12 protein-coding genes, 2 tRNA genes, 1 rRNA gene and 2 pseudogenes are annotated in these 13,819 nt (G+C 52.7%); 8 read left to right on the forward strand and 9 right to left on the reverse strand.

Annotated elements, in window-relative coordinates; translation table 11 throughout:
• Positions 1-142: 142 nt before the first annotated feature.
• The 4 genes from SYMBAF_RS11575 to gmhB all read right to left on the reverse strand — a co-directional run bounded on the left by SYMBAF_RS11575 (position 143) and on the right by gmhB (position 2,972).
• Positions 143-218, reverse strand: a tRNA-Ala gene (locus SYMBAF_RS11575).
• A gap of 114 nt (positions 219-332) precedes the next feature.
• Positions 333-409, reverse strand: a tRNA-Ile gene (locus SYMBAF_RS11580).
• A 73-nt stretch (positions 410-482) separates the two neighbouring features.
• A 16S ribosomal RNA gene (locus SYMBAF_RS11585) occupies positions 483-2,024 on the reverse strand.
• A gap of 384 nt (positions 2,025-2,408) precedes the next feature.
• Positions 2,409-2,972 carry a D-glycero-beta-D-manno-heptose 1,7-bisphosphate 7-phosphatase gene (gene gmhB / locus SYMBAF_RS11590; RefSeq protein WP_040266708.1) on the reverse strand — a complete coding sequence of 188 codons (564 nt, stop codon included), beginning with the start codon at positions 2,970-2,972 and terminating at the stop codon, positions 2,409-2,411.
• Positions 2,973-3,149: 177 nt separating this feature from the next.
• Between gmhB and metN the strand changes: the two genes are divergently transcribed.
• The 6 genes from metN (at position 3,150) to proS (ending at position 8,766) form a co-directional block, all read left to right on the forward strand.
• A complete protein-coding gene (gene metN, locus SYMBAF_RS11595) occupies positions 3,150-4,181 on the forward strand; it encodes a methionine ABC transporter ATP-binding protein MetN (RefSeq protein ID WP_040265275.1) in 1,032 nt (343 codons plus the stop codon).
• A complete protein-coding gene (locus SYMBAF_RS11600) occupies positions 4,174-4,827 on the forward strand; it encodes a methionine ABC transporter permease MetI (protein ID WP_040266709.1) in 654 nt (217 codons plus the stop codon). The genes metN and SYMBAF_RS11600 overlap by 8 nt, the downstream gene beginning before the upstream one ends.
• A gap of 63 nt (positions 4,828-4,890) precedes the next feature.
• On the forward strand, positions 4,891-5,706 hold the full coding sequence (locus SYMBAF_RS11605) for a MetQ/NlpA family lipoprotein (protein ID WP_040266710.1): 816 nt from the start codon (positions 4,891-4,893) through the stop codon (positions 5,704-5,706).
• Positions 5,707-5,822: 116 nt separating this feature from the next.
• On the forward strand, positions 5,823-6,221 hold the full coding sequence (gene rcsF, locus SYMBAF_RS11610; RefSeq protein ID WP_040266712.1) for an Rcs stress response system protein RcsF: 399 nt from the start codon (positions 5,823-5,825) through the stop codon (positions 6,219-6,221).
• Positions 6,218-6,925: a tRNA (N6-threonylcarbamoyladenosine(37)-N6)-methyltransferase TrmO gene (gene tsaA / locus SYMBAF_RS11615; RefSeq protein ID WP_040266715.1), complete on the forward strand. Its 708-nt coding sequence runs from the start codon at positions 6,218-6,220 to the stop codon at positions 6,923-6,925. Before rcsF ends, tsaA begins: the two co-directional genes overlap by 4 nt.
• Positions 6,926-7,047: 122 nt before the next feature.
• Positions 7,048-8,766, forward strand: coding sequence for a proline--tRNA ligase (gene proS / locus SYMBAF_RS11620; protein ID WP_040266717.1), 1,719 nt, complete (start codon positions 7,048-7,050; stop codon positions 8,764-8,766).
• On the opposite strand, the pseudogene SYMBAF_RS11625 reads toward proS, so the two are convergent.
• From SYMBAF_RS11625 to SYMBAF_RS11635, 3 genes and pseudogenes are all read right to left on the reverse strand, one after another.
• A pseudogene (locus SYMBAF_RS11625) lies at positions 8,762-9,342 on the reverse strand (copper resistance protein NlpE N-terminal domain-containing protein); the annotation flags it as partial. The gene proS and the pseudogene SYMBAF_RS11625 overlap by 5 nt on opposite strands.
• Before the next feature lie 19 nt (positions 9,343-9,361).
• Complete coding sequence (gene arfB, locus SYMBAF_RS11630) at positions 9,362-9,775, reverse strand: alternative ribosome rescue aminoacyl-tRNA hydrolase ArfB (protein WP_040266719.1); 414 nt, start codon at positions 9,773-9,775, stop codon at positions 9,362-9,364.
• Between the two features lie 3 nt (positions 9,776-9,778).
• Positions 9,779-10,327, reverse strand: coding sequence for a YaeQ family protein (locus SYMBAF_RS11635; protein WP_040266720.1), 549 nt, complete (start codon positions 10,325-10,327; stop codon positions 9,779-9,781).
• A gap of 172 nt (positions 10,328-10,499) precedes the next feature.
• On the opposite strand from SYMBAF_RS11635, the pseudogene SYMBAF_RS11640 reads away from it, so the two are divergent.
• Both SYMBAF_RS11640 and rof read left to right on the forward strand, forming a co-directional pair.
• A pseudogene (locus SYMBAF_RS11640) lies at positions 10,500-10,705 on the forward strand (YaeP family protein).
• Positions 10,692-10,955: a Rho-binding antiterminator gene (gene rof, locus SYMBAF_RS11645; RefSeq protein ID WP_006709226.1), complete on the forward strand. Its 264-nt coding sequence runs from the start codon at positions 10,692-10,694 to the stop codon at positions 10,953-10,955. Before SYMBAF_RS11640 ends, rof begins: the two are co-directional and overlap by 14 nt.
• A gap of 84 nt (positions 10,956-11,039) precedes the next feature.
• Here the strand turns inward: rof and tilS are convergent, their stop codons facing one another.
• A complete protein-coding gene (tilS, locus tag SYMBAF_RS11650) occupies positions 11,040-12,368 on the reverse strand; it encodes a tRNA lysidine(34) synthetase TilS (protein WP_040266722.1) in 1,329 nt (442 codons plus the stop codon).
• A 480-nt stretch (positions 12,369-12,848) separates the two neighbouring features.
• A complete protein-coding gene (accA, locus tag SYMBAF_RS11655) occupies positions 12,849-13,808 on the reverse strand; it encodes an acetyl-CoA carboxylase carboxyl transferase subunit alpha (protein ID WP_006709224.1) in 960 nt (319 codons plus the stop codon).
• Positions 13,809-13,819 lie beyond the last annotated feature (11 nt).

Consider the following 13,819-nt stretch of genomic DNA (forward strand, 5'->3'; position numbering starts at 1 on the left):
CCCCAATACCTCTACGCAGGGATAAGCTTCAGCCGCCATTTTTCAATTTTCAGCTTGTTCCAGATTGTTAAAGAGCAAAATACTTCACAGCATACTGCTGCCAGTACACTCTGAAGTAGTGAAACACCGCACTCGGACTTTATGGTGGAGCTAAGCGGGATCGAACCGCTGACCTCCTGCGTGCAAGGCAGGCGCTCTCCCAGCTGAGCTATAGCCCCATACTGTCACTTGCAGAGACCTTTGAGATCACAACTTCTTTTCTAGGCAAGGCATGGTGTTGCGACGCATATTTCAATATGCGAGCGGTACTATGACGCAGCATAGAAGAGAAGTGGTAGGCCTGAGTGGACTTGAACCACCGACCTCACCCTTATCAGGGGTGCGCTCTAACCACCTGAGCTACAAGCCTATTAAGGTATTTCTGCTCGCTACTTTCATCAGACAATCTGTGTGAGCACGCCACACAAATCAATATCTTTCGGTAAGGAGGTGATCCAACCGCAGGTTCCCCTACGGTTACCTTGTTACGACTTCACCCCAGTCATGAATCACAAAGTGGTAAGCGCCCTCCCGAAGGTTAAGCTACCTACTTCTTTTGCAACCCACTCCCATGGTGTGACGGGCGGTGTGTACAAGGCCCGGGAACGTATTCACCGCAGCATTCTGATCTACGATTACTAGCGATTCCGACTTCATGGAGTCGAGTTGCAGACTCCAATCCGGACTACGACGTACTTTGTGAGGTCCGCTTGCTCTCGCGAGGTCGCTTCTCTTTGTATACGCCATTGTAGCACGTGTGTAGCCCTACTCGTAAGGGCCATGATGACTTGACGTCATCCCCACCTTCCTCCGGTTTATCACCGGCAGTCTCCTTTGAGTTCCCGACTTTATCGCTGGCAACAAAGGATAAGGGTTGCGCTCGTTGCGGGACTTAACCCAACATTTCACAACACGAGCTGACGACAGCCATGCAGCACCTGTCTCAGAGCTCCCGAAGGCACCCCTCCATCTCTGGAAAGTTCTCTGGATGTCAAGAGTAGGTAAGGTTCTTCGCGTTGCATCGAATTAAACCACATGCTCCACCGCTTGTGCGGGCCCCCGTCAATTCATTTGAGTTTTAACCTTGCGGCCGTACTCCCCAGGCGGTCGATTTAACGCGTTAGCTACGGAAGCCACCCCTCAAGGGCGCAACCTCCAAATCGACATCGTTTACAGCGTGGACTACCAGGGTATCTAATCCTGTTTGCTCCCCACGCTTTCGCACCTGAGCGTCAGTCTTTGTCCAGGGGGCCGCCTTCGCCACCGGTATTCCTCCAGATCTCTACGCATTTCACCGCTACACCTGGAATTCTACCCCCCTCTACAAGACTCTAGCTTGCCAGTCTCAAATGCCGTTCCCACGTTGAGCGCGGGGATTTCACATCTGACTTAACAAACCGCCTGCGTGCGCTTTACGCCCAGTAATTCCGATTAACGCTTGCACCCTCCGTATTACCGCGGCTGCTGGCACGGAGTTAGCCGGTGCTTCTTCTGCGAGTAACGTCAATGCAATGTCTTATTAACACATTACCCTTCCTCCTCGCTGAAAGTGCTTTACAACCCGAAGGCCTTCTTCACACACGCGGCATGGCTGCATCAGGCTTGCGCCCATTGTGCAATATTCCCCACTGCTGCCTCCCGTAGGAGTCTGGACCGTGTCTCAGTTCCAGTGTGGCTGGTCATCCTCTCAGACCAGCTAGGGATCGTCGCCTAGGTGAGCCGTTACCCCACCTACCAGCTAATCCCACCTGGGCACATCTGATGGCGTGAGGCCCGAAGGTCCCCCACTTTGGTCTTGCGACGTTATGCGGTATTAGCTACCGTTTCCACTAGTTATCCCCCGCCATCAGGCAGTTTCCCAGACATTACTCACCCGTCCGCCGCTCGTCACCCAGAGAGCAAGCTCTCTTGTGCTACCGCTCGACTTGCATGTGTTAGGCCTGCCGCCAGCGTTCAATCTGAGCCATGATCAAACTCTTCAATTCAAAGCTTGATATGCTTCAACTTGTGAAGCGCTGCTCAAAGATTTACTGCATGAATGTTACTTCAGGTAGTCACTCTTCAAGACTTGATATTTTTTCGTCCCAACAGGGACGGGATATCGTCTTGTGGAGTGCCCACACAGATTGTCTGATAAATTGTTAAAGAGCGGTAAGTCAGCCGCAGCACGGCGGCAAACTTGAGGTGGCGTATACTACGCTTTCCCTCTGAAGAGTCAAGCCATTATTTTGACTTTTCCCTTGCTGATCCGGCAGCGTATCTGCCGAAATACCGGGCCAGTGGGGGCGCATTATAGGGTTCCGATTCAAAATCACAAGGCTTAATATGCATTTCTTATCTAAACGCTCACTATTTATTCACGGCACCTATTAAATCCGTTTTCTGATGGCTTCTGGCAGATCTGCCAGGCTATTTAATACCCAATCGGCCAGTTTCTCGCCTTGTTCCGTTACCGGCTTGCCGGTGTGCACCAAAACTTTGGTGCCAACACCAGCCGCCATCGCCGCCTGCATGTCTTCCGGCTTATCACCCACCATATAAGAAGCAGCCATATCAATGTTCAACTCATGCAGCGCCTGTAATAGCATGCCTGGCTGTGGTTTACGGCAATCGCATGCTTGGCGGTACTTTTCAATTAGCGCTTCTGGATGGTGCGGGCAGAAATAGATGCCATCGAAGTCAACATCACGATCGGCTAACGACCAATCCATCCATTCAGTGAGGTACATGAATTGTTCTTCGCTGAACTTGCCGCGCGCGATACCAGACTGATTAGTGACCAAAACTAGCGCAAAGCCCATCTCTTTAAGCTCGTGACAGGCGTCAATCACACCATCGATAAATTGGAAGTGGTCAATTTCATGAACGTACCCATGATCAACATTAATCGTGCCATCACGATCGAGAAAAATAGCTGGAACGCGTTGTGTCACCGGTTTACCCCTGAGAGCCTGAATACGCCGACAGTATCGCATGTTTTACCGGGCACTGAGAATGGCGTTGAACATTGACTTAGACGTCTAGACACCTTAACATCTGACCATACCCTGCTTCCATTTCAAGGTTTACTTTTATTAAGCCACGGACAGCCACGCTAGAATAAGAAGAATATGATTAAACTTTCTAACATCACCAAAGTGTTTCAACAGGGTTCGCGTGCTATCACTGCACTCTCTGACGTAACTCTTCACGTTCCTGCCGGGCAAATCTACGGCGTTATCGGCGCTTCCGGTGCCGGTAAAAGCACACTTATTCGCTGCGCCAACATGCTGGAACGCCCAACATCCGGCCAGGTGCTGGTCGATGGACAAGATCTGACTTCGCTGTCACAAAGTGAACTGACAGGCGCGCGCCGTCAGATTGGCATGATTTTCCAACACTTTAACTTGCTGTCTTCCCGTACGGTGTTCGGCAACGTTGCGTTGCCTCTTGAGTTGGACAACACTTCACGCGTAGATATGAAGAAGCGCGTTGCCGAACTGCTCGAATTGGTAGGACTGGCGGACAAACACGACGCTTACCCGGCAAACCTGTCTGGTGGCCAGAAACAGCGCGTGGCGATCGCCCGTGCGCTGGCTAGCAATCCGAAAGTGCTGCTGTGCGACGAAGCCACCAGCGCGCTCGATCCGGCCACCACCCGCGCCATCCTTGAACTGCTGAAAGACATCAACCGACGTTTGGGCCTGACCATTCTGTTGATCACCCACGAAATGGATGTGGTGAAACGCATCTGCGACCAAGTTGCGGTGATAAGCCAGGGCCAGTTAATTGAAAAAGACAGCGTCAGCGCAGTGTTCTCTCATCCCAAAACCCCATTGGCCCAGCAGTTTATTCAGTCCACTTTGCATTTGGATATCCCGGATGACTACGCCAAGCGTCTGTCGCCGGAGCGTCAGGACGATCGCCAACCACTATTACGTCTGGAATTTACTGGCCAGTCGGTTGATGCCCCCTTGCTGTCAGAAGCCGCCCGCCGCTTTAACGTCAACAACAACATTATCAGCGCTCAGATGGATTACGCGGGCGGGGTGAAATTTGGCGTGATGCTGGCAGAACTGCAAGGCAGTGACGAAGACGCATTGGCAACAATTAAATTCTTACAGGAAAATCAGGTGAAGGTAGAGGTGCTGGGTTATGTCTGAGGCAATGATGTGGTTAATGGGGCGCGGCGTAGGGGAAACCTTCATGATGACCTTTATTTCCGGCTTTTTCGGTTTCGTGCTCGGCCTGCCGGTTGGCGTACTACTATACGTGACTCGCCCAGGGCAGATTATCGCCAACAATACCCTGTACAAGGTGCTATCGGGCTTGGTGAATATCTTCCGTTCTATCCCGTTCATTATTCTGCTGGTATGGATGATTCCCTTTACCCGTATGGTTGTCGGCACTTCCATCGGCCTGCAAGCGGCCATTGTGCCGCTTACCGTTGGCGCTGCGCCGTTTATCGCCCGCATGGTGGAAAATGCCCTGTTGGAGATCCCACCTGGCCTGCTGGAAGCAGCACGTGCCATGGGTGCCACACCGATGCAGATCATTAAGAAGGTATTACTGCCTGAAGCCCTACCGGGCTTGGTCAATGCCGCCACCATTACCCTGATCACTCTAGTGGGCTACTCGGCCATGGGTGGCGCGGTTGGTGCCGGTGGCTTAGGACAGATCGGCTATCAATATGGTTATATCGGTTATAACGCTACAGTAATGAATACCGTATTAGTATTACTGATAGTGCTGGTCTATCTCATCCAGTTCTGTGGCGATCGGATCGTTAAAGCCGTCACCCACAAATAGGTTTCACAGCAACCGCGCTTACCCAGCGTATCTATAATAATGCGAGTCTAATGAGGAAAAGATATGTCGTTAAAATTTAAATCCATCGCGGCAATCGGCGCACTGATCGGCACTCTAGCTCTGGCAGGCTGCGGCCAGGATGAAAAAGATCCGAACCATATCAAAGTCGGCGTTATCATCGGTGCTGAGCAGCAAGTCGCTGAAATAGCCCAAAAAGTAGCAAAAGAAAAATACGGACTAGACGTCGAACTGGTAACTTTCAACGACTACGTGTTACCTAACGAAGCGCTGAGTAAGGGCGATATCGACCTTAACATCTTTCAGCACAAACCTTATCTTAATCAGCAGATCAAGGATCGCGGCTACAAGCTGGTGTCGGTTGGTAGCACCTTTGTCTATCCCATCGCCGGTTACTCTAAAAAAATCAAATCGCTTGATGAGCTGAAAAGCGGTTCCCAGATAGCTTTGCCAAACGACCCGACCAACCTGGGCCGTTCGCTGCTGCTGCTACAGCAGGTGGGACTGATCACGCTAAAAGAGGGGGTTGGCCTGCTGCCAACCAAGTTGGACGTGACCGAGAATCCGAAAAACCTGAAGCTGGTAGAGCTGGAAGCACCACAACTACCGCGCTCTCTGGACGATCAGCAAATCGCACTGGCGGTGATCAATACCACCTACGCCAGTCAAATTGGCTTGACTCCGACAAAAGACAGCTTGTTTGTTGAAAACAAAGACTCGCCTTATGTCAACCTGATGGTTGCACGTGAAGATAATGATGAAGCGGAAAACGTGAAGAAGTTCGTTCAATCCTACCAGTCTGACGAGGTTAACGAAGCGGCCAACAAAATATTCAGCGGTGGTGCCGTTAAAGGCTGGTAAGCGTTTAAGCCCCCGCTTTATTCCTAATTATTTACAAGACGGGTTGCGGCTCGTCTTGTTATTTCCGCCATAGATTGCTTCAATAACACCACGTTCATTAAGACAGAGGAATCTCAATGCGTGTTTTACCTCTCTGTTTGTTAGCGCTGGCCGGATGTTCATCGCAGCGTATCGTACCAACCTCAATAAGCACCACCATTAAACCTGCTGCAAGCGCACCGGCCAAGGCCGAGTCAGCAGCACCTCCGGTGCCAGTAAAACTGTACAAAAAAGCAGAAGATCTGGTGGGCAAGCCTTTCCGTGATCTGGGTGAAGTCTCTGGAGGAGACTGCCAGAGCACCGTTCAAGATTCACCGCCAAATCTGGCCACTGCCCGCAAGCACATGCAAATCCGCGCCGCTTATATGAAGGCCAATGCCGTGTTGCTGCACGACTGCCAGATTACCAGCGGCGTCGCTGGTTGTTACCAACAAGCAATATGTCAAGGTTCAGCGCTTAACATGTCATCTAAATGACCGAGTTTGTTTTCAATCAGATCGGTATTATTCGCTCACCGTATAAAGAAAAGTTCGCAGTTCCCCGCCAACCGGGATTGGTCGAAGACGGTGGGGGAGAACTGGTGCTGCTGCCGCCTTACAATCAGGCGGACGCAGTGCGTAGCCTCAGCGAGTTCAGCCATCTGTGGATAATATTTATTTTCCATCAAACCATGGAAGGCGGCTGGCGGCCGACAGTACGGCCACCACGTCTGGGCGGCAATGCGCGAATGGGCGTGTTTGCTACCCGCTCGCCCTTCCGCCCTAACCCATTAGGCATGTCATTAATCGCGCTGAAAGGCATGCGCGTTCAGGGCAGCAACGTGGTGCTGGAGCTAGGTAGCCTCGATCTGGTTGATGGGACGCCGGTGGTGGATATCAAACCCTATTTGCCATTTGCTGAGAGCCAGCCGCAGGCTCGTGCTGGTTTTGCCCAAGCCGCCCCCAGCGGCAATATGCCGGTACATTTCACGCTAGAAGCGGAGCGGCAACTGCAACTGCATCAATCGCATTATCCTCAGCTACGGCGTTTTATCAGCCAGGTACTGGCGCAAGACCCCCGCCCAGCCTATCGTAAGGGAGAAGAAACCAAACGGGATTACGCCGTTTGGCTGCTGGATTTCAACGTCCGCTGGCGGGTGGTCAATCAGCGAACCGAGGTGTTATCTCTTAACCTCCGTTAAAATTCCACTGTCTCTCTTTTGGCAGCCGACACAGGCTGGTAGACTAAATTACTTTTGAAAATTTTGGCGGCCCCTCTCTGGCAGCCGGTTGCAATTTGCAGTTCTAACGGAACCAAAACACCATGCGTACTAGCCAATATCTGCTCTCCACCCTGAAGGAAAACCCTGCCGATGCTGAAGTGATCAGCCACCAACTGATGCTGCGTGCCGGGATGATTCGCAAGCTGGCCTCCGGTCTTTACACTTGGTTGCCGACCGGCCTGCGCGTTCTGAAAAAGGTAGAGAACATTGTTCGCGAAGAAATGAACAATGCTAACGCGATCGAAGTTTCCATGCCGGTAGTTCAGCCTGCCGATCTATGGCAAGAAAGCGGCCGCTGGGAGCAGTATGGCCCAGAGCTGCTGCGCTTTGTCGATCGTGGTGACCGTCCGTTCGTGCTCGGCCCAACCCATGAAGAAGTGATCACCGATCTGATCCGTAACGAAATCAGCTCGTACAAACAGCTACCGCTGAACTTCTTCCAGATCCAGACCAAATTCCGTGATGAAGTGCGCCCACGTTTCGGCATCATGCGTTCCCGCGAGTTCCTGATGAAAGATGCCTATTCGTTCCATACTTCACAAGACTCCCTACAGGTGACCTACGATGCAATGTACCAAGCCTACAACAAGATCTTCAGCCGCATGGGGCTGGATTTCCGTCCGGTACATGCTGATACCGGTTCGATCGGTGGCAGTGCCTCGCACGAGTTCCAGGTGCTGGCTGACAGCGGTGAAGACGATATTGTGTTCTCCACCGGTTCTGACTATGCGGCCAATATTGAGCTGGCGGAAGCGCTAGCCCCTGCCCATCCGCGTGCAGCAGCCAACGAGGCGCTGCGCATGGTCGATACGCCGAACGCCAAAACCATCGCCGAACTGGTTGAACAGTTCCAACTACCAGTGGAGAAAACCGTCAAGACGCTGCTGGTGCACGCCACTGAAGACAGCGGCCATAAGTTAGTCGCCCTATTGGTGCGCGGAGATCATACGTTAAATGAAATCAAAGCTGAAAAGCTGGTGCACGTTGCCGTGCCGCTCACCTTTGCCACTGAAGAAGAAATCCGCGCCGTTAACGGTGCTGGACCTGGTTCGCTAGGCCCCATCAAGCTACAGGTGCCGATCATTGCCGACCGCAGCGTGGCGGCGATAAGCGATTTTGCCGCAGGTGCCAACATTGAGGGTAAACATTACCTCGGCATTAACTGGCAGCGCGATCTGCCGCTGCCACAGGTTGCCGATATCCGTAATGTGGTGGAAGGTGATGCTAGCCCGGATGGCCAAGGGACACTGTTGATCAAACGTGGTATCGAAGTGGGCCATATCTTCCAGCTTGGCACCAAATACTCGGAAGCGATGAAAGCTACCGTACAAGGCGAAGATGGCCGCAATCAGGTGCTAACCATGGGTTGCTACGGCATCGGGGTAACCCGCGTGGTGGCTGCTGCCATCGAACAAAACCATGACGAACGCGGTATCATTTGGCCAGATACGATCGCGCCCTTCCAGGTGGCGATCCTGCCAATGAACATGCATAAGTCCTTCCGCGTGCAGGCGCTAGCCGAAGATCTGTACACCACCCTGCGTTCCCACGGCATCGACGTGCTGCTTGATGACCGTAAAGAACGCCCTGGCGTGATGTTCGCTGATATGGAATTGATCGGCGTGCCACACACCATCGTTATCGGTGACCGCAATCTTGACAGTGAAGAAATCGAATACAAAAATCGCCGCATCGGCGAGAAGCAAATGATCAAAACCGAGGAAATCGTCAATTTCCTGCTAAGACAGATTAAGCACTGATCGTCAGGAACACCGGCTCGCCCGGTGTTTTATGCGCTTCAATACCCCCCTGTTCCAGCGCAGTGTTATTGTCTAGCGGAAAGATGTTGCCGATAGCATATCTTTAAATAGCGCTGTATCTGCCATGGAGGTATCGCTGCTCTTCAGCCCCCCCCCCCCCCGCGTTTTAGGCCACGGTTGCTCGCTCGGGTTCAGGCGATAGTTCAGCTTGGACTCAATCGGCGCACCACTTTGATCCAACATCTCCAGGCTCTTACCTGCCGGGCGGAAGTAGCGCTTTTCGCCTGTGCTATCAGTCAGCACCAACTTATCAGCGGTACACGCCCATTTGCCATTACTGACAAAGGTCTGATCACCGTTTTTGCTGTCGCGATAAGTTTCTTGCAGTAAAAAAGTACCGTCCTTATCCAAGAACAGGGCGGTGTCCAGACTGGTGCAGTCAGCACAGGGCAGCAAGCCCTGATAGCTTTGCTGCATCGGCTGAAACCGGTGTTCTTTCAGCTGATAATGATTGTTGCATCCCAACAATGAGATCGCCCCTGCTGCCAAAAACAGGGCTATAGTCACTTTTTTCACAACTATTCTCCTAATATTCCTACGTGCGGAACTTGCCACGCAGCGCTTTGATGGCACCTTTACGCACTTTACCTTCCAAACGACGTAATTTAGCCCCTCTGCTGGGCTTGGTCGCTTTGCGTGTGTTTTCCACCAACATCGCCTGCTGGATCAACGCCGCCAAGCGGGCCAACGCCGCATCGCGGTTTAATTCCTGACTGCGATATTCCTGCGCTTTAATAATCACTACGCCCGCAGCACTGATCAAATGATGATTAAAGGCCAGCAGCTTTTCCTTATAATACTCCGGCAGGCTGGAGGCGCGGATGTCAAAGCGCAAGTGGATTGCCGTTGAAGTTTTGTTCACATGTTGGCCACCCGCACCCTGCGCACGGATCGCCGTCAACTCCAGTTCATTATCTGGAATGGCGACATTTCTTGACAGTGCCAGCACGGATCAACCCTGCGCCTGTTGCCACTGGGCAAACTGGATTTCCAGACTATTCTGGGCGTCAGATAGCCAGATAGTCCCCTCTTGCAGCGAGGCTTGCAGTTGCAAATTGCGGTTAGCTAACGCCGTCAGCCGCGCCAGCTGCTCATCATCCAGAAAACGCACGCTCAAGTTTTTATAGCTAGCCGCCTTGCCCTGCATGCTTCGCCACCAGACGTGTCCGGCACGCTCGCCATAGGCATAAACCACCACTCGTAGTGACTGGTTGCAGGCTTTTTTGATGCGTTTTTCATCCGGCAGACCCATTTCGATCCACATTTCCAACCCATTGTGGTCGTTACGCTGCCAAATATCCGGTTCGTCTTCAACGCTCAGGCCCTTGGTAAACACCAGCCGCTCGTCAGCATGACAAATCCAAGCCAGCAGGCGCAACATCATGCGCTGTGGTGTTTCAGAAGGATGCTGTGCCAAAGTCAACGTGGCATCGTAGTAGAAGTGGCGATCCATATCAGCGATATTGACCGTGGCTTTATAAATGGTTGCTTTCAGCGCCATAGGGAACCTCATCATTTTATCAGGTGGCAGTGTACTTGATCTGGCAGCGTGGAGGGGCTAATAACTCCACAATGGCTGTGCTATAGTCGTCCAGATAGGGGAAAATTCCATGAACCTACGCTTCATCGCTACATTGGTCTTCGATGAAGCAGACGTTCTTAAGGGAAAAAAACTGTGCAACAATCATTACTGTGAGCTAGTACGCCGTTTTTACGCAGAGAATGGCAGTGGAGATCTTGGCTACATGCCTGATATGCTCGCATAGATATAAAGGTACTGGACGATGTCGCTGCGGATAACGCGCTACCGTCCTCCGTTAGGGAACAGGCGGCCTTTGCCGCCGCTAACTTATTGGTGAGCGACTATGTTGATGAATGATGAGTACCAATCCATCAATTGCGATGACTATGAAAGCCTGGAACTCGCCTGCCAGCATAACTACACTCTGAAGCTAGAATTACGCGATGGAGAAAAACTCGAAGGCAAAGCCAACGAACTGAAATTTACCAAGGGTATCGAGTACCTGATTATCGATCAGGCTGGCAATGCTCTCAGTTTACGTCTGGATCACATCCTCAGTTTCACTCATCCGAAAATCGGTACTGTTGTCGTCAGCCTCTCGGACTGACAACGACAGTAACTTCATGCCAACCGTGTGGCAGCCTATCGGCTGCCCTCATCATGGATGGCAGCAGCACGTTGGTGCATGTCATCATTGCGCCTTAAAGTTATGATTCTTATCCCAATGCAGCCGCCACGGTTGTTCCTTCTCTGGCACCCGCCCCTCTTCGCAGACAAATACGCCCAGCGCAGCGATAAGCTGCTCATCATAATAGATCAGGGGGATGCGTTCACGCAGCCAAGGGGGAACGTCCAACTCCTGCCACAGCTTTTTAATCGGCCGCGAATGGGCGCGCCCGACGATGCGGACGCTACCCTGTGCGCTAAAACGGACGCTGACCTGCTGTGCGGGCTGCGGGGAGCGCAGATGCACTTTCCCTTTGCCACTGATTAAGTGGCCTAACCCATCGGGCAACGTCAAGGGCGCGGTTCGTGACCAATTCAGACGAATGTCGCGTAGGTTCGCCATCAGCGGCAGTAAATATAACCGACCATGGAAGCGGCGAATTTGATAGGTTCCCAGTTGCAACCGGGGTACAGCGTCCACACGGCTGAGCGCTACTTCATCCCACAGGTGCTGCAATTGCTCACGCGAAGGCAGGGTGACACCATGGCATGCAATCCAACGGCGCAACAGGGCAAAACGACATGCCGGTGAACATCCCAGTAGCCCCTCGATCACCAGTGAGTTGTCTTCCGCCAACAAAGTGCGCAACTGGTCAGCCAACAGCTCGTCCAACAATTGTTCTTGTTCGGCACACAGGCTAGCGCTGCGGGCGACCGCCGATGTAAAGTGAGGCCAGCGCAGGTTCAGTAGCGGCAGCACCTGCAACCGCAGAAAATTGCGGTCAAAACGCGGATTTTGATTGCTGTCGTCGTCTATCCAGGATAACTGGTGCTGCTGTGCATAAGCCTCGAGCCGCAGGCGAGAACAGCCAAGCAGTGGCCGTAATAACACATGGTCAGCCAACCTGCCACACGCCGCCATCGCCGATAGCCCGGCTGGGCCGCTACCGCGTTTGAGCGCCAACAGAAAGGTTTCGCTTTGATCGTCAAGATGCTGGGCGGTAATCAGGATCTCGTCGGCTTTCAGCGTTGCGTTAAAGGCGGCATAACGTGCTGCGCGCGCCGCTGCTTCGATGCCACCCGCACGGGCATCCACTTGAACCCGTTGCACCGTCAGCGGCACCCGCCAGGCGGCGCATTGCCGCCCACAGTGATCCGCCCAGGTATCAGCAAACGCACTCAAGCCATGATGCACATGCACTGCTCGGAGCTGAAATTCTGGATGCTGCTGGCGCAACTGCGCCAGCAAGTGCAACAACACCGTGGAATCCAGCCCGCCGCTGAACGCCACCAGCAATTGCCGATGCTCACCCAGTTGGTGCGCGACCTGAGCCGCTAATTGATTGGTTTCCATTGATAAGATTTATCACTTCTACACCCAAAACGGTCAGTACTGAAGAACCGTTGGCTCCTGGGTTGGCTGATGCAAACCGGCAACGTGGAGAAGTCAAAACAGTTCGATACTTCACTCCCACTGAAGCCAGGATATCACCGTAAACATGCTGGCTGTGTATTCCTAGCCAATAATGGAAGCAGGACACACCTGACATAGTGCCAACATCCTTCCATGTCAAAACGCTTTGCCCTGCTCATCGTTGGCTAAGCGCCTACCCCAGTAGGCGTACATTGTTGCAGCCAGTTTGTACAAGGACAGCACGGAATAACCGGAGTTTACATGAACTACGTGAGCACTGCCCAGGGCCAAAATGGCAAATAAAATAGCCTAATGGGATAGGCCCTAAGTGCCTGTTGCAGATGTACCACGTACACCAGCAACAAGCTCAAGGGTGGCTTAGCGCAGCGCATCCGATCAAAACGCCGCCCTAGAATAAACTCAGCAGTAGCCGTAACTCATCAGACGCTGGTAGCGACGGCTCAGCAGTTCTTCGTTGCTCAGACCATCGAGATCTTTCAGGTCAACCAACAACTGTGCTTTCAACGCGGCAGCCATCGCCGGCACGTCGCGGTGAGCGGAACCTAGCGGTTCGGGGATCACCGAGTCGATTAGCTTCAGCTTTTTTAGACGCGCTGCAGTGATACCCATTGCTTCTGCGGCCAATGGTGCCTTGTCGGCGCTCTTCCACAGGATCGATGCGCAACCTTCCGGCGAGATCACCGAGTAGGTGCTGTATTGCAACATATTCACTTTATCGCCCACACCGATCGCCAGCGCGCCGCCGGAACCGCCTTCACCGATCACCGTGCAGATCACCGGTACATTCAAACGCGACATCTCACGCAGGTTGCGCGCGATAGCTTCAGACTGTCCGCGCTCCTCCGCCCCCACCCCCGGATAAGCGCCCGGTGTGTCGATAAAGGTAATGATCGGCAGCTTGAAGCGGGAAGCCATTTCCATCAGACGCAGCGCCTTACGGTAGCCTTCGGGTGCCGGCATGCCGAAATTACGGCGGATTTTCTCTTTGGTTTCGCGACCTTTCTGATGACCAATAATCATCACCGGGCGGCCATCCAGGCGCGCAATGCCACCAACGATCGCTTTATCATCAGCATAGGCGCGGTCGCCTGCCAACTCTTCGAAGTCGCTAAAGATGTGTTTGATATAATCCAGGGTATAAGGACGGCGCGGGTGGCGTGCCAGTTGGGCGATCTGCCAAGCACCAAGATTGGCAAAAATCTTACGCGTCAGTTCAACGCTCTTTTCACGCAGGCGTTGAACCTCTTCGTCCAGATTAATATCTAATTTTTCGTCTTGACGGCTGACGGCTGTCAGCGAGTCAATTTTCGCTTCCAGCTCTGCAATCGGCTGTTCAAAATCAAGAAAATTCAGACTCATAACATTCCTAT

This window comes from Serratia symbiotica (assembly GCF_000821185.2).
GTDB lineage: Bacteria > Pseudomonadota > Gammaproteobacteria > Enterobacterales > Enterobacteriaceae > Serratia > Serratia symbiotica.